Raw genomic sequence first — 19545 nt, forward strand, 5'->3', positions numbered from 1 at the left:
CCCCATACTCCACGTCACGGGTTTCATCACAGTTCTATCACGACAGACAATACCGCCCCGATCATCGGAGATGACCGGGGCGGTATCGAGGGCTGGCGGATCAGGCGTTCGCTGCCTTGAACTCGCGACGGCGGCGATGCAGGATCGGCTCGGTGTAGCCGCTCGGCTGCTTCGCACCCTCCAGGATCAACTCCTTGGCCGCCTGGAATGCGATGTTGGTGTCGAAGTCCGGAGCCAGCGGCCGATAGTCGGGATCACCGGCGTTCTGGCGGTCGACGACCGGGGCCATCCGCTCGAGAGCTGCCACCACGTCGTCCGCGGTGACGATGTCGTGACGAATCCAGTTGGCGAGCAACTGGCTCGAAATCCGCAGCGTCGCACGGTCTTCCATCAGTGCGACGTCGTGGATGTCGGGCACCTTGGAGCAGCCGACACCGGCGTCGATCCACCGGACGACGTAGCCAAGGATCGACTGTGCGTTGTTGTCGAGTTCCTCGCGCTTCTCCGCGTCGGACCAGTCGGTCTTCGGGGCGAGCGGGATGGTGAGGATGTCGTCGACCGAGGCCGGATCGCGCTTGGCGATCTCGTCCTGCCGCTTGAAGACGTCCACCTGGTGGTAGTGCATCGCGTGCAGAGTCGCGGCGGTCGGCGACGGCACCCATGCGGTGTTCGCGCCTGCCTTGGGCTGCCCGATCTTCTGCTCGACCATATCCGCCATCAGATCGGTCATCGCCCACATGCCCTTACCGATCTGCGCCTTGTGCTGCAGACCGGCGGCCAGACCGGTGTCGACGTTGAAGTCCTCATACGCGGCGATCCAGCGCTGCTTCTTCATCTCGGCCTTGCGGATCATCGCGCCGGCCTCCATGGAGGTGTGGATCTCGTCGCCGGTGCGGTCGAGGAAGCCGGTGTTGATGAAGACGACGCGCTCCTCGGCGGCCTTGATGCAGGCCTTGAGGTTGACGGTGGTCCGGCGTTCCTCGTCCATGATGCCGACCTTGAGGGTGTTCTCGGGGAGGCCGAGCACCTTCTCGACACGACCGAACAGCTCGCCAGTGAAGGCGACCTCGTCGGGGCCGTGCTGCTTGGGCTTGACGATGTAGATCGATCCGGTCCGCGAGTTCTGGTGTCCGGCATCGGTGCTGAGACCGTGGATGCCGATCAGCGAGGTGAACAGTGCGTCCTGGATACCCTCGGGCACCTCGTTGCCGTCGGCGTCGAGGATGGCGTCGTTGGTCATCAGGTGTCCGACGTTACGGACGAACAGCAGCGACCGGCCGTGGAGGTCGAAGTCGGTTCCGTCCGGTCCGGTGTAGACCCGGTTGCCGTTGAGCGTGCGGGTGAAGGTCTTGCCGCCCTTGCTGACCGACTCGGCGAGGTCGCCGCGGTTGAGGCCGAGCCAGTTGCGGTAGCCGACAACCTTGTCGTCGGCGTCCACGGCGGCGACCGAGTCCTCGAAGTCCATGATCGTGGTGATCGCCGACTCCATCACGACATCCTTGATGCCTGCCGGATCGGTGGAACCGATCGGGGAGGCGGAGTCGATCTCGATGTCGAGGTGCAGGCCGTTGTGGCGCAGCAGGATGGACGACGGCGCCGAGGTCTCGCCGCGGTAGCCGACGAAGGCTGCCGGATCGGCCAGTGTCGAGGTGCTGCCGTCGGCCAGCGTGACGACGAGACCGCCGTCGGCGACCGCGAAGCCGGTGACGTCGGTGTAGCTGCAGTTCTCCAGGGGCACCGCCTCGTCGAGGAAGGCCTTGGCGTAGGCGATGACCTTGTCGCCGCGGACCTGGTTGTACGAGGTGCCCTTGTCGGCGCCGTCGGCCTCGGAGATCACGTCGGTGCCGTAGAGCGCGTCGTAGAGCGAACCCCAGCGTGCGTTCGCGGCGTTCAGTGCGAAGCGTGCGTTGAGGATCGGGACCACGAGCTGTGGGCCCGCGGTGTCGGCGATCTCGCGGTCGACGTTGGTGGTCGAGATCTGGAAGTCGGCCGGGACGTCGACCAGGTAGCCGATCTCGGTCAGGAACGACTTGTAGGCGTCGAAGTCGATGGCGCCGGCGTTGTCGCGGTGCCAGGTGTCGATCTTGGCTTGCAGATCGTCACGGACGGCGAGGAGTTCGCGGTTACGCGGGGCGAGATCCTTGATCACCGCGGCTGCACCCGACCAGAAAGAGTCCTTGTCTACACCGGTACCGGGCAGAGCCTCGTTGTTGATGAAATCGAAAAGAACGGAAGCGACCTGCAAACCGTCGACGTTGATCCGGTCGGACATGTCAGCCTTTCTGCGCGGGTGGGTTCTAACCCTGACCATGCTACTAGGCGGTAATCAGTAAACAGTACTGGCGTACTGGACAGGTGACCAGCGCGGATCGCCTGAGCCAAGGTGACCTGGCCCACCCGCCGCCCCGGCTTCTTCGGCGCTCGCCTGCACTCCTTGCACCTCAGTCGGCAGCGATCGCCGACAACGATTCGCAGGCGTGCAGGATCCGTGTGCGCATCACGGCGCCACGGTCGGCGACCTCGGTCTGCGCACGTGCGTACTCGGCGCGGCCGACGGCGGTCTCGATGCGCACCGGGCTGGTATCGATGTCCAACGCGTCGTCGAGGCCGGTCAGATCGTAGGGACTGGCCCGCATGTCGAGGATGCGGGCGTCGAGGGCGATCTCGAACGCGTCGACGGTGAGTGTTGCGTCGAGCAGCGGGGACAGGGTGAAACACGTGCGATACAGGTCCATCGTCGTATGCAGGCATCCCGGCTGCTCGTCGTCGACACGGCCGTCGCGGGTGGGTTGCGTCGCGTTGAGCGGTCGGGCCGGATCGGTGAAGAAGCGGAATGCGTCGAAATGGGTGCAGCGCAGTGGCATCGACTCGACGACGGCGTCGGTTCCGGCCGATCCCAGGCGCAGCGGCAGTGCGTGCCGGACGTCATCGGAGCGATAGACCATCGCCCACTCGTGCAGCCCGAAACAACCGAACCGGGGCGGCCGTGCGGCCGTCGCACGAAGCAGGGCGGCGGTGGTGGCGAGTGCGCCACGCCGCGACCGCAGGTAGTCGAGGGAGACGGTCATCCCAGCCGGCACCCGGGCGTATCCGCGAAGTCCGGTGAAGTCGGTGTCCGCGTCGGCCAGTACCGTGCCGTAACCCGGATGCCACCGTCGCACATGCGAGGGTCGCGACGAGTAGTAGGTGAACAGGAAGTCGAGCACCGGATGTGTGCGGCCGCTGCGCCGGGCCCGCAGATACGGGCCGACCAGCGTCTCCACCCGCGCCTGATGTTCGGCGCGGCGCGCCTGCCAGACGTCCCGGTGCAGGACCGGAACGTCGGGCTGTGCCCCGGGTTTCATCAGATGCGATGAGTCTCGTCGCGGACGGTGCCGACGAACTCCTCGACGAGATCGGCGAGGGCGACGATGCCGATGGTCCGGCCGCTGTCGTCGACGACGGCCCCGAGGTGGGCACTGCTACGACGCAACGCCGCGGTCGCCTCGTCGAGCGGGGTCTGGCTGGAGATCACCGGCAACGCCCGGATCTTGTCGATGCCGATGATCGTCTCCGGACCGACACGTTCGTCGAGAATGTCGTCGAGCACATCCTTGAGATGCAGGTAGCCGGTGAAGGTGCCATCGGCGCCGCGCACCGGGAACCGGGAGAAGCCGGTATCGCCGACCGCCTTCTCCACCGACCCGAGTCGGGGCCCGGTACCGCCGGTTGCCGGATCGACGTCGATCTCGACGCTGCGCATCTGACCGAGTGGGATCATCACCTCGGTCACGGCCCGGGTTACCGAACTCAGTGCGCGGGTCAGGCGCTCGTGCTCCTCGGCGTCGATGAGCCCCTCCTGTTTGGACTCGCTGAGCATCTGCGCGAGTTCACCGGTGGACACCGTCGAATCGAGTTCGTCCTTGGGGACCACCCGCATCGCCCGCAACGAGATGTTGGCCAGCCAGTTGTAGAAGGCGATCAGTGGCCGCACCACCCGGATGAACGCCAGATGCACCGGCACCAGCCACATCGCCGCGGTCTCCGGTCCGGCCAGGGCGATGTTCTTCGGGACCATCTCGCCGAGCAGGATGTGCAACACCACCACCAGGGACAGCGCGATGGTGAAGGCGATCGGATGCAGCAGGGCGTCCGGGACCCGGGCGAGGTCGAGCGGCGCCTCGATCAGATGCGCGACCGCTGGTTCACCCACCCGGCCGAGCAGGATCGAGCAGATCGTGATGCCCAGCTGGGCACCGGCCAGCATCAGCGACAGATGTTCGCCGGCGCGGATGACGGTGCGCGCTCGCGTCTTGCCGCCCGCCTCCAGTGCCTCCAGGCGGTCACGGCGGGCCGAGATCAGTGAGAACTCGGCACCGACGAAGAAGGCGTTGCCGGCCAGCAGCAGCACGGCCAGCAGGACACCCCACAGGTCACCCATCGATCTCCACCTCCCGCGTGAGGGAGACGACGTCGATGCGCCGACCGTCCATCTGCCGTACGGTCGCGCGCCAGGTCACCGGTGTGCCGGGGTTGTCGTCGTCCTCGTCGTCGGCGACCCGCGGCGGCTGGGGGAGCAGCACCGAATCGCTGACCACCGGTATGCGACCGAGCACGAACATCACCAGACCACCGAGGGTGTCGAAAGGGCCTTCGGGGGCCTCGTAGCCGATCGCGTCGGCGAGTTCGTCGATGCGCAGCAGCCCGGCACACAGATAGCCGTCGCCCTCGACGGCGACATCGGCGCGTTCGTTGTCGTGTTCGTCGGTGACGTCACCGAGGATCTCCTCGATGACATCCTCGGTGGTGACGATGCCCGCGGTGCCGCCGTATTCGTCGATGACCACGCACAGTTCCATGCCGTCGGCACGGATCTGCTCCATCAGCGAATCGCCGCCCAGACTGGCCGGAACTCGCGGCACATGTCGTGCGATCGTCGACAGCGGGGTGGAATGGGCGACGGTGAACGCCTGCTTCACGTGGACGACGCCGATCAGGTCGTCGAGGTTGCCGTCGACGACCACCGGGAAACGTGAATGCCCGGTCCGCGACGCGGCGATCACCAGGTCGCGGATGGTGTCGGCGCGGTCGAGACATTCGACGGTGACCCGCGGGGTCATCAGATCCTCTGCGGTCCGCTCGCCGAACTTCAGTGAGCGGTGCACGAGCGTCGCGGTGTCCTCGTCGATCGAACCCGCGCGGGCCGAGGTGCGCACCAACGAGACGAGTTCCTGTGGTGAGCGGGCCGAACGCAACTCCTCGGCCGGTTCGACGCCGAGGCGCCTCACCAGCCAGTTGGCCGATCCGTTGAGGCCGTCGATGGCCCAGCGGAACGCCGATGAGAAGAAGGTCATCGGGCCGGCGGTGGCACGCGCGACCGCCAGCGGTTTGGCGATCGCCAGATTCTTCGGGATGAGTTCGCCGAGCACCATCGACAGCGAGGTGGCGATGATCAATGCCAGCGCGAGCGACAGTCCGGACGCGGTCGACTCGCTGAGTCCGAAGGCGTCCATCGTCGGCTCGAGGATGATCGCCAGCACCGGCTCGGCGATGTAACCGGTGATCAACGTGGTGATGGTGATGCCGAGCTGGGCGCCGGACAGTTGAAAGGACAGCGTGCTGTGGGCGCGCTGAACCAGCCGCGCCCGCCGATCGCCGCGGGTTGCGACGTCGTCGGCGATGGTCGAGCGTTCCAGCGCGGTCAGCGAGAACTCGGCGGCCACGAACAGCGCCGTGCCCAGCGTGAGGGCCACGAAACCGATCAGGCCCAGGACGTACAGGGCGGTTTCCACCGACTCACCACCCACCCGGAAGTGGTCGGCCCTCGGCGAAGCCCGCGGAGGTCTGCACACCGAGGACGACGTTGTCGTGGAACTCGGTGAGGGTGCGGGCGCCGGTGTAGGTCGCGGCGCTGCGCAACCCGGAGCAGATGTGGTCGATCAGATCCTCCACACCCGGACGTTGCTCGTCGATGCGGATTCGTGAACTCGAAATACCCTCCTCGAACAGGGCTTTCCGGGCCTGGTCGTAGGCGCTGTCGGCGGCCGATCGTGCGGCGACCGCACGTTTGGAGGCCATGCCGAAACCGACCTTGTAGCGTCCGCCGCCGTCGCGGTGCAGATCGCCGGGCGATTCGTGGGTGCCCGCGAACCAGGATCCGACCATCACATTCGACGCACCCGCGGCCAATGCCAGCGCGACGTCGCGCGGATGCCGCACACCGCCGTCGGCCCACACGTGGGCGCCGTGCGTGCGGGCGGCCGCGGCACATTCGGCGACCGCGGAGAACTGTGGCCGGCCCACGCCGGTCATCATCCGGGTCGTGCACATCGCGCCCGGTCCGACACCGACCTTGACGATGGAGGCACCCGCGTTGATCAGATCGACCGCACCCTGCGCGGAGACGACGTTCCCGGCCGCGATGGGTACCCCGAGCTCGGCGTCGGCGACCGCCGCCAGCACCGTCAGCATCTTCTCCTGATGACCGTGTGCGGTGTCGACCACCAGCACATCGGCACCGGCGTCGACGAGCGCACGGGCCCGGGCGGTGACGTCACCGTTGATGCCGACGGCGGCCGCGATACGCAAGCGGTCGTCGGCGTCGGTGTTGGGCCGGTAGATGCCGTGGCGCAGCGCTCCGACTCGCGTCAGCACACCGGCCAGTGCACCATCGGGATGCACCATCACGGCGAGCGACTGATGCAGCTCGTCGAGGGCGGTGAAGACGTCGAGCGGATCGGTATCCACACCGAAAGTGATCATCGTCGGGTCGAGGATGTCGCGGACGCGGGTGAACCGGTCGACCCCATCACACGCCGATTCGACGACCAGACCGACCGGACGGCCGTCGTCGACGACCACCGCGGCGCCATGGGCGCGTTTGGGGATCAGCGCCAACGCGTCGGTGACCGAGTCGTCCGGCGACAGCATCACCGGCGTGTCGACGACGAGATGTCGGGACTTCACGAAGGCGATGGACTCGGCGGCGGCGGCGATCGGGAGGTCCTGCGGTAGGACCACCAACCCGCCCCGCCGGGCGACCGTCTCGGCCATCCGCCGGCCTGCCACCGCGGTCATATTCGCCACCACCAGCGGAATGGTGGTGCCGGTGCCGTCGTCGGTCGAGATGTCCACGTCGAAACGTGAGGTCACATCCGACCGGCCGGGCACGATGAACAGATCGTCGTAGGTCAGGTCGTGGCTGGGCCGATGGCCCTCGAGAAATCGCACGGTCCGGTCAGCGCACCTTCGGTTGCGTTGTCATCGGTCGGGGTCCTGTCATTCGGTGATCTCCGAACGGTCACCGCTCCACAACGTGTGGAAGGTGCCCTCCTTGTCGACCCGCTGATAGGTGTGGGCGCCGAAATAGTCACGCAGTCCCTGGGTGAGAGCTGCGGGCAGGCGCTCGGCGCGCAGCGCGTCGTAGTAGGACAGCGACGACGCGAAGGCCGGCACCGGGATGCCGAGGGTGGTGGCGGTCGCCACCACGCGGCGCCAGCTGTCGATACCGGCCTCGACCGCGTCGCGGAAGTACGGGGCGAGCAGCAGGCTGGGCAGCTGCGGGTCATCGGCGTAGGCCTCGCGGATGCGGTTGAGGAACTGCGCCCGGATGATGCAACCGCCGCGCCAGATGGTCGCCAGCGAACCACGGTCGACATTCCAGCCGTACTCGGCGCTGCCCGCGGCGATCTGATCGAAGCCCTGTGCGTAGGCGACGACCTTCGACGCGTACAGCGCGGCCTTGATGTCCTCGACGAAGGCAGCCGCGTCGGCCGGGGTGCCGCTGAGTTCACCGGCGGCCAGACCGCGGGCGGCGACACGCTGATCGGTCGAACTCGACAGTGCGCGGGCGAAGACGGCCTCGGCGATACCGGTCGTCGGGATACCGAGGTCGAGCGCCGACTTGACCGTCCAGCGGCCGGTGCCCTTCTGCCCGGCCGCGTCGACGATGACGTCGACCAGCGGCTTGCCGGTCTCGGCGTCGACCTGGCTGAGTACCTCGGCGGTGATCTCGATCAGGTAGGACTCCAGCTCGGTGGAGTTCCAGGTGCGGAACACGTCGGCGATCTTGGCGACCGGCAGATCCAGTGCCTTGCGCATCAGGTCATAGGCTTCGCCGATCAGCTGCATGTCGGCGTACTCGATACCGTTGTGCACCATCTTCACGAAGTGGCCGCTGCCGTCCGGTCCGATGTGCGTGCAGCAGGGTTCGCCGTCGACCTTGGCGGCGACCGATTCGAGCAGCGGGCCGAGCGATTCATAGGACTCGGCCGGGCCGCCGGGCATGATCGACGGACCGTTGAGTGCGCCTTCTTCGCCACCGGAGATCCCGGCGCCGACGAAATGCAGACCGCGTTCGGCCAGCGCGGCCTCGCGGCGGATGGTGTCGGTGTAGAGGGCGTTGCCGCCGTCGATGATGATGTCGCCGGGTTCCATCGCGGCGGCCAGTTCCTCGATGACGGCGTCGGTTGCCGCGCCCGCCTTGACCATGATGAGTACCCGGCGCGGGCGCTCCAGGGCGGCGACGAAATCGGCGACCGACTCGGTGCGGATGAAGGTGCCCTCGTGGCCGTGGTTCTCGATGACGGCATCGGTCTTGGCGATGCTGCGGTTGTGCAGCGCGACGGTGTACCCGTTGCGTGCGAAATTGCGTGCGATGTTCGAACCCATGACGGCCAAGCCGGTGACGCCGATCTGGGCCTTGCCGGACGATGACGGAGACGCGACGTTGTTCATGTGCACCACACTATTGCCTCGATGTCGGACATGGCGGACCGGCCACGGTCAACGGGATCGATCGACGGCCTCATGCGGAGATGAGACGACTCAGCTCGGTCAGCCAGGGGATGGCCACCGCGAGGGTGGGGACGACCAGGATGGCCGCGGCCGCAGTGTAGGCGACCACCGCCATCCAGCGGGCCGGGCGGTCGTAGGCGAGCCGGTGGACACGGGTCAGCGTGGTCGGGCCGCCGACGGCCATCGCCCCGCGGGGAGCCACCGCGTCGGCGCACGCCACCAGCGCGCGGCCGAGGGTGGTCGGGGTGGTGGCGCGAACGGCCTGATCGTCGGCGAGTGCTTCGACGAGTAGTTCCACCGCACCCAGCGCGGAGCTGCTGCGGACGAACCGGGGGAAGGCGTCGTGAAGGGCGATGAAGGCCTCCAGGACCAGATCATGCCGCGCACGCAGATGGGCACGTTCGTGGGCGATGACCGCGACGAGTTCATCACGGGTGAGTCGATGGACGACGCCCTCGGAGATCACCACGCGCTGGCGTAGGCCGGGCAGACAGTAGGCGAGAGGTTGTTCGACGTCGATCATGCGCACGTCACGGGCGTGCAGCGGATGATCGGAGGTGCGCAGGTCGGCGCGATCGAGGATGTCGATCAGCTGCCGGTGCGCGGCCCGTCGCGCTCGGGTCCGTACACCCACCCGGATGGTGGTGAACATGAGCCGGCCGCCGATGAGCAGGGTCAGTGCGAAAACGGCGACGTAGAGCGCCCACAGGGGGAGTCCGAGCCGCTCGATCTCGTGGAGCGGATTGGTGGTCGGGGTGCCGTCCGGGCCGGGGGCCAGGAGATTCGCGGCGATGGCCAAGCCGCAGCTGAACGCCGACAGCACGGCGGCCAGTGCGATCGCCTGCCACAGCGTCATCGCCGCACGTGGTGCGCGGATCGGCCAGTGCGCACGAGACAGCGCCTCGGGTGCGGGGCCGATGAGCACCACGGTGAGGATGCCGAAGAGCAGCGCGGTCATCGCAGGTGATCCTTGGGTGGGCTGGTGGACGTTCTCGAAAGGAAATCTAGCTGGTCTCGGTGTGCGGCCGGGCCGCTTCGAGTTCATCGAGTGCGCGTCGCAGGGCAGCGGCTTCGTCGGCGCCGACGCGTCCGACGAAGGACACCAGTGCGGCGTGCCGGGATCCCGGTGCGTCGGCTTCGCTCAGCGCGTCCACCATCAGACTCGCGACCAGGTCCTCACGCGGGTGGGTGGGCACGTACTGATGTGCGCGGTCGTCGCGGATCTGGGTGACCAGATTCTTCTTCGCCAGACGCTGGAGCACCGTCATCACGGTCGTATAGGCCAGCGATCGGTCGCGGGAGAGCTCCTCGTGTACCTGACGCACAGTCTGCGGCGTCGGCGAGGCCCAGAGGGTATCCATCACCGCGCGCTCAAGGTCGCCCAAGCCGTTCATCTTTCGCATTTTACTGCTGTCTCCCCTAGTAGCCGAGTCGGCGGGTCGATATCGATCTGACATGGGGTTTCGGCGTCGTCGGCGAAAACCCACAACCCACACTTGACAGGATTGGTAAGGCTAGCCTACATTAATCCTACGTCGGACCGCGCGAGAGTCCTGAGGGCTGCAGAGACCCCCGGTCCACGGCACGACAGGCCCCACGTTTCAGTAACGAAACGTGGGGCCTGTTGGTTCCCGGGGTTCCCCTTACGCTGTTGGCCATGGCCAACAATGAGGACAGCACCCCGACATCAGCAGCCGAGCAGACCGCCGTCGACGCGGTCGAGTTCCTGAGTCACGCGCCGACCACCGGTATGGACGCCGTGCTCGGGTTGCAGCCGATCGAGGCCGGACCGGACGGGATCACCTCGGTCCTGCAGATCACCGACGCTCATCACCAGCCCTTCGGCATCGTGCACGGCGGGGTCTACTGCGCGATCGGTGAGTCGGTGGCCAGTCAGAGCGCATTCCTGTGGTTGCACGACACGGGCATCGGCGGCACCGCGGTGGGCGTCAACAACAACACCGACTTCCTGCGTTCGATCACCTCCGGGACGATCACCGCGGTGTCCACACCCATCCATCGCGGTCGGCGCCAGCAGCTGTGGGCGGTCGAGATGTCCGACGAGCAGGGCCGCCCGCTGGCGCGCTCTCAGGTGCGGTTGCAGAACATCGAACTGCCGGCGGGCAGTTGAGCGGCCTGACGCCGGGCACTGCGGCTGCCGTCGAGGAGATCCTGACCGCCGTCGACGCCGATCTCGACCGCCTCTATCCGGGCGACGACGCAGCTGCCCAGCCTGTCCATACCGTCTACGTCAGCGCCGCAGACGCGCAGCCCGACACCCCGGCCCGGTGGGCCCAACAAGCGCTGACCATCGCCGACGGAGCCGCGCAGGTTCTCACCGGCCTGGCCGACGAGACCGTCGTCGGGCTGGCGCGCCGGCGGCTGCGCACTAATCCGATCGTCGACGTCCGCATCGACCTCGAGGACGGCTACGGTCGCCGCCCCGATGCCGTCGAGGACGCCGACGCCCGACGGGCCGGCGCCACGCTGGCGGCATGGGTCGCCGACCGTCCGTTCGCGCCGCGGGTCGCCGGCATCCGGGCGAAGGGTCTCGGCGCGGCCGAGCGCCGCCGGGGGATACGCACACTGGAACTGGTTCTCGACGCGGCCGGCGGCGTACCCGACGGCTTCGTGTTCACGGTGCCCAAGCTGCGAGATGTGCGACAGGTGGACGCGGTGAACCTGATCTGTGCGGATCTCGAACGCGCACATGGCCTTTCGTCGGGGACGCTGCGTTACGAACTCCAGGTGGAGATTCCGCAGGCGGTACTCGGTCCCGACGGCCGGGCCACCGTCGCGCAGGCCATCCACCGCGGACGGCCGCGGCTGAGCGGCCTGCATTACGGCACCTACGACTACAGCGCGGCATGCGGCATCGTCTCGGCACAACAGTCGCTGACCCACGCCGTCGCCGACCATGCGAAATCGGTGATGCAGGCCGCCGCGGCCCAGACCGGGGTCTGGGTCAGCGACGGTTCGACCCAGGTGATCCCGGCGGGCGATGCCGAGCAGGTCGCGTACGCCCTGACCCGCCACCACGGGCTGGTCACCCGGTCCATGGAGCGCGGCTTCTACCAGGGCTGGGACATGCATCCGGGGCATCTGATCACCCGTTGGACGGCGGTGATCGGCTTCTATCGGTCGGCGATGCCGACCGCGGCGACGCGTCTGCAGTCCTACCTGGATCGCGATACCGGGGACGTGATGGACGAACCGGCGACCGCGATGTCGCTGGCGCTGGTGCTGGCGCGCGGTTTCGCGGCCGGCGCCTTCAGCGGCGACGAGGTGACCGCGATCGCACCGGCATGCACCGCGCAGCGCTTGGCGCGGCTGCGTGCCGACGCCGGTTCGCTCGGCGCGCCCTGACTCGATCGCCGTGGCAGGATATTCCGCACGCAGCCCGGGGCGCCCGGGATTCGATGTCGAAAGGGAGTGGCATTCGCATGCGACTGTCGCCGCATGAGCAGGAACGGCTGATGATCTCCTATGCCGCGGAACTGGCGCGCCGCCGCCAGGCTCGCGGTCTGAGACTGAATCATCCCGAGGCGGTCGCGATCATCACCGATCACGTGCTCGAAGGTGCGCGCGACGGCCGGACGGTCGCCGAGCTGATGGCCTCCGGACGTGAGGTGTTGCGCCGCGACGACGTCATGGACGGCATTCCCGAGATGCTGCACGATGTCCAGGTGGAGGCCACCTTCCCGGACGGGACCAAACTCGTCACCGTGCACGATCCGATCAGCTGAGGCAGGCTCTCGATGGTGAACGAGGATGGGCGCCAACTGGAATCGGCGGCAGAAGTGGTGGTGGAGGCGGCCGGTCCGCCGCGATCGGCGGTCATCCCCGGTGAGGTCATCGCCGCCGCAGGGGAGATCGAACTGAACGCCGGGCGGCGCACGATCACCCTGACGGTGATCAACACCGGTGACCGGCCGGTCCAGGTCGGCTCGCATGTGCATTTCCCACAGGCCAATCCCGCCCTCGACTTCGATCGCACCGCGGCCCGTGGCACCCGCCTCGGCATTGCGGCAGGTACCGCCGTCCGGTTCGAACCGGGCGTCGAGATGACCGTTTCACTCGTCGAATTGGGCGGCAGCCGTGAGGTTCACGGCATCACCCTCGATCCACCCGGAAAGGTTTGACGAGATGGCACTGCTCGGGCGTGATCGTTACGCGCAACTGTTCGGGCCGACCACCGGCGATCGGATCCGGCTGGCCGATACCGACCTGCTGATCGAGGTGACCGAGGATCGTTGCGGCGGTCCCGGGCGGGCCGGTGACGAAGCCGTCTTCGGCGGTGGCAAGGTGATCCGGGAGTCGATGGGGCAGAGCCGGGCGACTCGCGCCGACGGCGCCCCGGACACCGTGATCACCGGGGTGGTGATCCTCGACCACTGGGGAATCATCAAGGCGGACCTGGGAATCCGTGACGGTCGCATCGTCGCGATGGGTAAGGCGGGCAACCCCGACACCATGGACGGGGTCCACCCGGATCTCGTCATCGGGCCGTCGACCGAGATCATCGCGGGCAACGGCAAGATCCTCACCGCCGGCGGCATCGACTGTCACGTCCACTTCATCTGCCCGCAGATCATGGACACCGCACTCGGCAACGGCATCACCACCCTGATCGGTGGCGGCACCGGGCCGGCCGAGGGGAGCAAGGCGACCACCGTCACCCCGGGTGCCTGGCATCTGTCGTCGATCCTCGCCGCGACCGACGGCTGGCCGATGAACATCGCGCTGCTCGGTAAGGGCAACACGGTCAGTGCGGAGGCGATGCGTGAACAGATTCGTTCCGGTGCTTCGGGTTTCAAGCTTCATGAGGATTGGGGGAGCACGCCGGCGGCGATCGACGCCTGCCTACGGGTGGCCGACGAGACGGGTGTGCAGGTCGCATTGCACTCGGACACCCTCAACGAGGCGGGCTTCGTCGAACAGACCATCGGCGCCATCGCCGGTCGCGGCATCCACGCCTATCACACCGAGGGCGCCGGTGGCGGCCACGCGCCGGACATCATCACCGTCGCCGCATATGCCAACGTGCTACCCAGTTCGACGAATCCCACCCGGCCGCATACGGTCAACACCCTCGACGAACATCTCGACATGCTGATGGTCTGTCACCATCTCAATCCGACCGTCCCCGAGGATCTGGCGTTCGCGGAGAGCCGGATCCGGCCCTCGACCATCGCGGCCGAGGACCTGCTGCACGATCTGGGCGCGATCTCGATGATCGGTTCGGATGCGCAGGCGATGGGCCGGATCGGTGAGGTGGTGTTGCGCACGTGGCAGACCGCACATGTGATGAAGCGCAAGCGCGGTGCCCTACCCGGAGATGGTGCCGCCGACAACAATCGCGCGCAGCGCTATGTCGCCAAGTACACGATCTGTCCCGCCGTCGCACACGGCTTCGACGACGAGATCGGCTCGGTCGAAGTCGGTAAACTCGCCGACCTGGTGCTGTGGGATCCGGTGTTCTTCGGTGTCCGGCCGGATCTGGTCGTCAAGGGCGGCGCCATTGCCTGGGCGGCGATGGGGGATGCCAACGCGTCCATCCCGACGCCGCAGCCGGTGCTGCCCCGCCCGATGTTCGGCGCCGCACCCAAGGTGGCGGCCGCCACCTCGATCAGTTTCATCGCTCCCGGCGCCGACGACGATCTGGCCGGCCGGATCGGCGTGGACCGAAAGCTGGTGCCGGTCAAGAACACCCGTGCTGTCGGCAAGGCCGACATGCCCAACAACGATGCCTGTCCGACCATCGAGGTCGATCCGGACACCTTCACGGTGCGGATCGACGGTGAGGTATGGACCGGTGAACCGGTCGCCGAACTGCCGATGGCGCAGCGGTATTTTCTGTTCTGAGTGCCGTCATGAATGACAATCGTTATGCCGGTTCGCCGTTGGCGATGATGCTCAGCCTCGCCGATTCCCGGCTGCCGGTGGGCGGCCATGTGCATTCGGGTGGCGTGGAACAGGCCATCGCCGACGGAGTCATCCGGGGCGCCGACGAACTCGCCGCGTTCCTGTATCGCCGGGTGACCACCACCGGACTCGTCACCGCCTCGATCGCGGCCGCCGTCGCGGACGGTGAGCTCGACGTCGAGGCCGCGCAGACCGAAACCGACGCCCGGACACCGTCGGCGGCCGCACGCAAGGCCTCCCTCGCACAGGGCCGTGGGATGTTGCGCCTGGCCCGCCGGATGTGGCCGGAGCAGGATTTTGCCGGACATCGGCCGCAGACACACCTGCCGGTCATCAGTGGTGCGATCGGAAAACTGTGTGCGCTCTCGGGTTTTCACACCGCGCTGGTCCTCGTCTACACCACGATGAGCGGTTCGGCGACAGCCGGACAACGGCTGCTCGCCCTCGATCCGGCGGATGTGGCCATCATGATCGCCGACCTCGGCGGTGAATGTGAACGGGTCGCCGCGCGGGCGGCGACCGGACTCGCCGACCTGTCCGACCCGATCCTCGACGTCTTCGCCGAACGTCATGAGCGGCAAGCCATGCCGCTGTTCATGTCCTGATAGATCCCTCGTCCACCGACCAACCCCAGGAGTCACCGATGCCCCCGCACCTGATCGACGGCCAGCCCCACGGGCACGACCATCACCGTCCGCGCCGCCATCGCGAGCCGGGGGAGGCACTGCGAGTGGGGGTGGGCGGCCCGGTTGGTTCGGGGAAAACCGCTCTGGTGGCCGCGTTGTGTCGACAGTTGCGCGATGAACTGTCGGTGGCGGTACTGACCAACGACATCTACACCACCGAGGACGCCGACTTCCTGCGCCGGAATGCGGTGCTGCCCGACGAGCGCATCACCGCGGTCCAGACCGGTGGGTGCCCGCATACCGCCATCCGCGACGACATCACCGCCAATCTGGATGCGATCGACGATCTCATCGAGGCGAACCCGCCGCTGGATTTGATCCTGGTGGAGTCCGGCGGCGACAATCTGACGGCCACCTTCTCCACCGGCCTGATCGACGTGCAGATCTTCGTGATCGACGTCGCGGGTGGCGACAAGGTGCCCCGCAAGGGCGGACCGGGTGTCACCTTCTCCGACCTGCTGGTCATCAACAAGATCGATCTGGCGAGCCGCGTCAACGCCGACCTGGAGGTCATGCGCACCGACGCCGAGCGGGTGCGGGAGGGCCGGCCGACCGCGATGATCTCACTGACCGAGGATCCCGCCGCCACCGATGTGCTCGCGTGGATCAGGACCCAGCTCGCCGCGGTGGTCACCACCTAGTGCGCACCGACGTCGAGATCGTCGCCACGACGCAACGTTCCCTTCGCCACCGGGCCACCGGCGGGCTCGCGGTGCGCCAGACCGGGCCGACGACCGCCCATCTGATCGGGACCGCTGCGACACCGCTCGGCGGTGACGAGATCGTCGTGCGGGTGATCGTCGACGCCGGTGCGCGGCTGACACTGGGCAGTGTCGCGGCCATGCTGGCACTCCCGGCGGCGCATCGACCCGACTCGTCGATGCGCTGGGAGATCGAGGTCGGCGCCTGCGCCCGGTTGCGGGTGGACCCGCAACCGACCGTCGTCGCGGGCGGCGCCGCGCTCTACTCCGACATCGTGGTGCGCATCGATCCGCAAGCCAGCGTCGACCTGCATGAATATGTGCAGATCGGGCGGTCGGCGACGCATCGCGACACCGATGCCGCCGGTCGGTGGGAAGGTGGGCTGCACATCGATGCCGGGGACACCCCGCTCCTGCGGCATCGACTCGCACTGGTCATGCCCGAGGTCGGCGCGCGTCACGACCATCGCGCGGCGGGCAGCGTGTTCCGCTATCCCGACAGCCGGGGTGACGACGTCGATGCGGTGAGCTTCGCGGTGCGGGCGGCGCTGGCCGGTGGCGGCAGTCTGACCACCGCGCTCGGTGCTTCGGCAGCTATCACCCGCCGCCTGTGCGACGACCTCGAGGTGCGTTCGGTGGCGGCGGGTGCGGCGATCGGCCGGTGAACCGGCCGTCGACCTCGGCGGGTCAGCCGGCCTCGGCGGCCGGGCTGGTGTCCTTGACGCCCTTCTGGTCGACCTTCTCGCCCGCGCCGTCGCGACCTGCGGAGTCACCTGCGTGGCCATCGCCCGCGGCATCGAGTTCGGCCTGCGTTGTCGACTTCTTCTCCAGCTCGCTGAGCTGCCCGATCGCGGTACGCGCATAGACCTGCTGCTCGGTGACCGCGAGCTGGGAACGGCCTCGCGTGGTGAACGCGAAGAACCAGTTGACCAGGGTGTTGAGGCGGTTGCGGAAACCGACCAGGTACACCAGGTGCAGGGCCAGCCAGCCGAGCCAGGCGAAATAGCCCTCGGTCTCGAACTTCTTCTTGGTCCCCGGGATCGGCACCTGCATCACCGCGCTGAACCGCGAGATCGTCGCCATCGAACCCTTGTCGTAATAGCTGAAGGGTTTGCGCTGGTCGGGGGTGTGTCCCTTCAGCTCGGCCTTGATCGCATCGGCGGCGTAGCGGCCACCCTGGATCGCACCCTGCGCGACGCCGGGCACGCCGTCGACGGCCATCATGTCGCCGACGACGAAGACCTCGGGATGGCCGGGGATGGACAGGTCGGGTTCGACCTGAACGCGACCGGCCCGATCGAGACCGACGCCGGACTGCTCGGCTAGTTGTTTACCCAGCGGGCTGGCCTGCACTCCGGCCGACCACACCTTGCACTGCGACTCGATCCGGCGAGTGGTGCCGTCCTTCTCCTTGACGACCAGGCCGTCGTAGTCGAGGTCGATGACCATCGCGTTCAGCTGGACCTCGACACCCAGCTTCTCCAGCCTGCGGGCCGCCTTCTCACCCAGCTTCGGGCCGAACGGCGGCAATACCGCCGGAGCGGCATCGAGCAGGATGACCCGGGCCTCGGTCGGATCGATGTTGCGGAAGGCGCCCTTGAGGGTCTTGTCGCTCATCTCGGCGATCTGACCGGCCAGCTCGACACCGGTGGGACCCGCACCCACCACCACGAAGGTCAGCAGGCGGGCGCGCTCGTCGGGGTCGGTGGACAACTCGGCCTGCTCGAACGCACCCAGGATGCGACCACGCAACTCCAAGGCGTGGTCGATGGTCTTCATACCCGGTGCGTACTCGGCGAACTGGTCGTTACCGAAGTAGGACTGGTCGGCGCCGGCAGCGATGATCAGGCTGTCGTAGGGGGTCTGGGTGATGCGCTCGAGGAAACGTGACGTCACGGTCTTGTTGGCCAGGTCGATGTTGAAGACATCGCCCATGATCACCTTGGTGTTCTTCTGCTTACGCAGCACGACGCGGGTGGCCGGGGCGATCTCACCCTCGGCCACGATCCCGGTCGCGACCTGGTACAGCATCGGCTGGAACAGGTGGTGGGTGGTCTTGGCGATGAGGGTGACGTCGACGTCGGACTTGCGCAGCCGCTGGGCTGCGAAGAGCCCACCGAACCCGGAACCGATGATGACGACGTGCTTGCGGGTCTGCGGAGCTGGGCTGTTCACAAGAACATCTCCTTCTCACTTGATGATCGGTGGGGCCGCATACCGCCAACGGTAGTCAATGTCGACGGGTTGTTCGCGACGAGTCTCCACCCTCATGCGGTGAGTCCTTTCGTACCGTCGCGTGCCGTCAGTGTTCCGGCCCAGGTCGCACGTCGGATCTCGTATTCGACCTCGGCCCGATCGAATCCGCCGTCGGCGAGAAAATGCAGCACCGACGGCTGTGGGCCGCCTGCGTCGATGCGTTCGTCGGTGACGTGGATGCCGACCAGGCTCATCCCCAGTTTCTCCATGACCCGACGTGACCCGAGGTTGCCTGCCATGGTCCCGGCGAAGACCCGGTCACTGCCGAGCTCGTCGAAGGCGAACGAGAGCAGTGCATGTGACGCCTCGGTGGCCAGTCCGCGCCCCCACACCGAGCGCTGCAGCCGGTAGGACAGCTCCAGTTCGGCCGGACCGGAATGCCGCGGGGTACGCAGGGCGATCCAGCCGACGAAGCGGGCGCTGTGTCGGTCGACGATGGACCAGATCCCGGTGCCGTGGGCGCGACGTTCGGCCTGGGCGCGGGGGATGACCCATTCCTCGACGACCTCGCGGGAGGTCGGCGCGCCGCCGGACACGTACCGCATCACCGCGGGATCGCTGTCGAGGCGGACCAGGTTGTCGACGTCGACCGAACGCAGCGGGCGCAGCCGCGTGCGAATCGTGTCGATGTTCACCCAGATCCCTCCCGTTGCGTCGCGTCGGGCGTGAGTCTACGTCGCCGCACACCGATCGGGTGAGGTTGACCGAAGGCGTGTCTGAGCCCGTCGCTATCGTCACTGTCGTGGCCAATGACTACCGTCTCGATGTCGAACTCCACCTGCGGTGGGGTGACATGGACATCAACAATCACATCAACAACGTGCAGTTCGCGCGCCTCTTCGAGGAGGCCCGCGTGCGGTGCTTCCGCACCTGGCGCTCGGATCATCCGTGGGGTGTGGCGATGCTGGTGGCACGGCAGGACATCGAGTTCGCGGCCCCGCTGCACTACACCACCGAACCGATCGTCGCGCGGGCCTGTGTGAGCCGGGTCGGACGCTCATCCTTCGCGATGGCGATGCGACTCATCGACCCCGCGGGCACCGTATGCGCCTCGGCGGAGACCACCATGGTCGTCACCGACAAGACGACCGGCCGGCCGATGGAGATCCCGGCCGAGATGCGGACCCTGCTGACCGAGCGGCTGGGCGAGCCGATCAGCTTTCACGCGCCCCGCCCGGTCACCGCGGGCTGATCGCCGACGC

19 protein-coding genes are annotated in these 19545 nt (G+C 67.5%); 9 read left to right on the top strand and 10 right to left on the bottom strand.

Features of this window, described 5'->3' with window-relative positions; all coding sequences use genetic code 11:
- Nucleotides 1-100 precede the first annotated feature (100 nt).
- The 8 genes from QSJ18_RS10920 to QSJ18_RS10955 form a co-directional block, all read right to left on the bottom strand.
- Nucleotides 101-2272, bottom strand: a complete 2172-nt coding sequence (locus QSJ18_RS10920; RefSeq protein ID WP_286326462.1) for a malate synthase G — start codon at nucleotides 2270-2272, stop codon at nucleotides 101-103.
- A 169-nt stretch (nucleotides 2273-2441) separates the two neighbouring features.
- Nucleotides 2442-3344: a 3-methyladenine DNA glycosylase gene (locus tag QSJ18_RS10925; RefSeq protein WP_286326463.1), complete on the bottom strand. Its 903-nt coding sequence runs from the start codon at nucleotides 3342-3344 to the stop codon at nucleotides 2442-2444.
- Nucleotides 3344-4420: a hemolysin family protein gene (locus QSJ18_RS10930; RefSeq protein ID WP_286326464.1), complete on the bottom strand. Its 1077-nt coding sequence runs from the start codon at nucleotides 4418-4420 to the stop codon at nucleotides 3344-3346. Before QSJ18_RS10930 ends, QSJ18_RS10925 begins: the two co-directional genes overlap by 1 nt.
- Nucleotides 4413-5771, bottom strand: a complete 1359-nt coding sequence (locus QSJ18_RS10935; RefSeq protein WP_286326465.1) for a hemolysin family protein — start codon at nucleotides 5769-5771, stop codon at nucleotides 4413-4415. Before QSJ18_RS10935 ends, QSJ18_RS10930 begins: the two co-directional genes overlap by 8 nt.
- Nucleotides 5772-5775: 4 nt before the next feature.
- Nucleotides 5776-7209, bottom strand: a complete 1434-nt coding sequence (gene guaB1, locus QSJ18_RS10940) for a GMP reductase (protein WP_286326466.1) — start codon at nucleotides 7207-7209, stop codon at nucleotides 5776-5778.
- Nucleotides 7210-7257: 48 nt separating this feature from the next.
- Nucleotides 7258-8715 (bottom strand): NADP-dependent phosphogluconate dehydrogenase, encoded by a 1458-nt coding sequence (gene gndA, locus QSJ18_RS10945; protein WP_286326467.1) that lies wholly within the window; start codon nucleotides 8713-8715, stop codon nucleotides 7258-7260.
- A 70-nt stretch (nucleotides 8716-8785) separates the two neighbouring features.
- Nucleotides 8786-9733, bottom strand: a complete 948-nt coding sequence (locus tag QSJ18_RS10950; protein ID WP_286326469.1) for a M56 family metallopeptidase — start codon at nucleotides 9731-9733, stop codon at nucleotides 8786-8788.
- 46 nt (nucleotides 9734-9779) lie between these two features.
- Nucleotides 9780-10178, bottom strand: coding sequence for a BlaI/MecI/CopY family transcriptional regulator (locus QSJ18_RS10955; protein ID WP_286326470.1), 399 nt, complete (start codon nucleotides 10176-10178; stop codon nucleotides 9780-9782).
- A gap of 347 nt (nucleotides 10179-10525) precedes the next feature.
- Here QSJ18_RS10955 and QSJ18_RS10960 point away from each other — a divergent pair, with 347 nt between their 5' ends.
- The 8 genes from QSJ18_RS10960 to QSJ18_RS10995 all read left to right on the top strand — a co-directional run bounded on the left by QSJ18_RS10960 (nucleotide 10526) and on the right by QSJ18_RS10995 (nucleotide 16752).
- Nucleotides 10526-10906 carry a PaaI family thioesterase gene (locus QSJ18_RS10960; RefSeq protein ID WP_286326525.1) on the top strand — a complete coding sequence of 127 codons (381 nt, stop codon included), beginning with the start codon at nucleotides 10526-10528 and terminating at the stop codon, nucleotides 10904-10906.
- Nucleotides 10903-12141: a DUF6986 family protein gene (locus tag QSJ18_RS10965; RefSeq protein ID WP_462476048.1), complete on the top strand. Its 1239-nt coding sequence runs from the start codon at nucleotides 10903-10905 to the stop codon at nucleotides 12139-12141. The genes QSJ18_RS10960 and QSJ18_RS10965 overlap by 4 nt, the downstream gene beginning before the upstream one ends.
- 77 nt (nucleotides 12142-12218) lie before the next feature.
- Entirely contained in the window at nucleotides 12219-12521 is a 303-nt protein-coding gene (locus QSJ18_RS10970; RefSeq protein ID WP_286326471.1) for an urease subunit gamma, read from the top strand.
- Nucleotides 12522-12533: 12 nt separating this feature from the next.
- Complete coding sequence (locus tag QSJ18_RS10975) at nucleotides 12534-12917, top strand: urease subunit beta (RefSeq protein ID WP_286326472.1); 384 nt, start codon at nucleotides 12534-12536, stop codon at nucleotides 12915-12917.
- A gap of 4 nt (nucleotides 12918-12921) precedes the next feature.
- Nucleotides 12922-14640, top strand: a complete 1719-nt coding sequence (locus tag QSJ18_RS10980; protein ID WP_286326473.1) for an urease subunit alpha — start codon at nucleotides 12922-12924, stop codon at nucleotides 14638-14640.
- Nucleotides 14641-14648: 8 nt separating this feature from the next.
- Nucleotides 14649-15305: an urease accessory protein UreF gene (locus QSJ18_RS10985; RefSeq protein WP_286326474.1), complete on the top strand. Its 657-nt coding sequence runs from the start codon at nucleotides 14649-14651 to the stop codon at nucleotides 15303-15305.
- Nucleotides 15306-15343: 38 nt separating this feature from the next.
- Complete coding sequence (gene ureG / locus QSJ18_RS10990) at nucleotides 15344-16027, top strand: urease accessory protein UreG (RefSeq protein ID WP_286326475.1); 684 nt, start codon at nucleotides 15344-15346, stop codon at nucleotides 16025-16027.
- Nucleotides 16027-16752 (top strand): urease accessory protein UreD, encoded by a 726-nt coding sequence (locus QSJ18_RS10995; protein ID WP_286326527.1) that lies wholly within the window; start codon nucleotides 16027-16029, stop codon nucleotides 16750-16752. The genes ureG and QSJ18_RS10995 overlap by 1 nt, the downstream gene beginning before the upstream one ends.
- 22 nt (nucleotides 16753-16774) lie before the next feature.
- Here QSJ18_RS10995 and QSJ18_RS11000 read toward each other — a convergent pair whose 3' ends face one another.
- Entirely contained in the window at nucleotides 16775-18262 is a 1488-nt protein-coding gene (locus QSJ18_RS11000; protein ID WP_286326476.1) for an NAD(P)/FAD-dependent oxidoreductase, read from the bottom strand.
- Between the two features lie 92 nt (nucleotides 18263-18354).
- Nucleotides 18355-18978: a GNAT family N-acetyltransferase gene (locus QSJ18_RS11005; protein ID WP_286326477.1), complete on the bottom strand. Its 624-nt coding sequence runs from the start codon at nucleotides 18976-18978 to the stop codon at nucleotides 18355-18357.
- A 107-nt stretch (nucleotides 18979-19085) separates the two neighbouring features.
- Between QSJ18_RS11005 and QSJ18_RS11010 the strand changes: the two genes are divergently transcribed.
- Nucleotides 19086-19535 carry an acyl-CoA thioesterase gene (locus tag QSJ18_RS11010; RefSeq protein WP_286326478.1) on the top strand — a complete coding sequence of 150 codons (450 nt, stop codon included), beginning with the start codon at nucleotides 19086-19088 and terminating at the stop codon, nucleotides 19533-19535.
- Nucleotides 19536-19545 lie beyond the last annotated feature (10 nt).

This window comes from Gordonia heveisoli (assembly GCF_030315745.1).
Lineage (GTDB): Bacteria > Actinomycetota > Actinomycetes > Mycobacteriales > Mycobacteriaceae > Gordonia.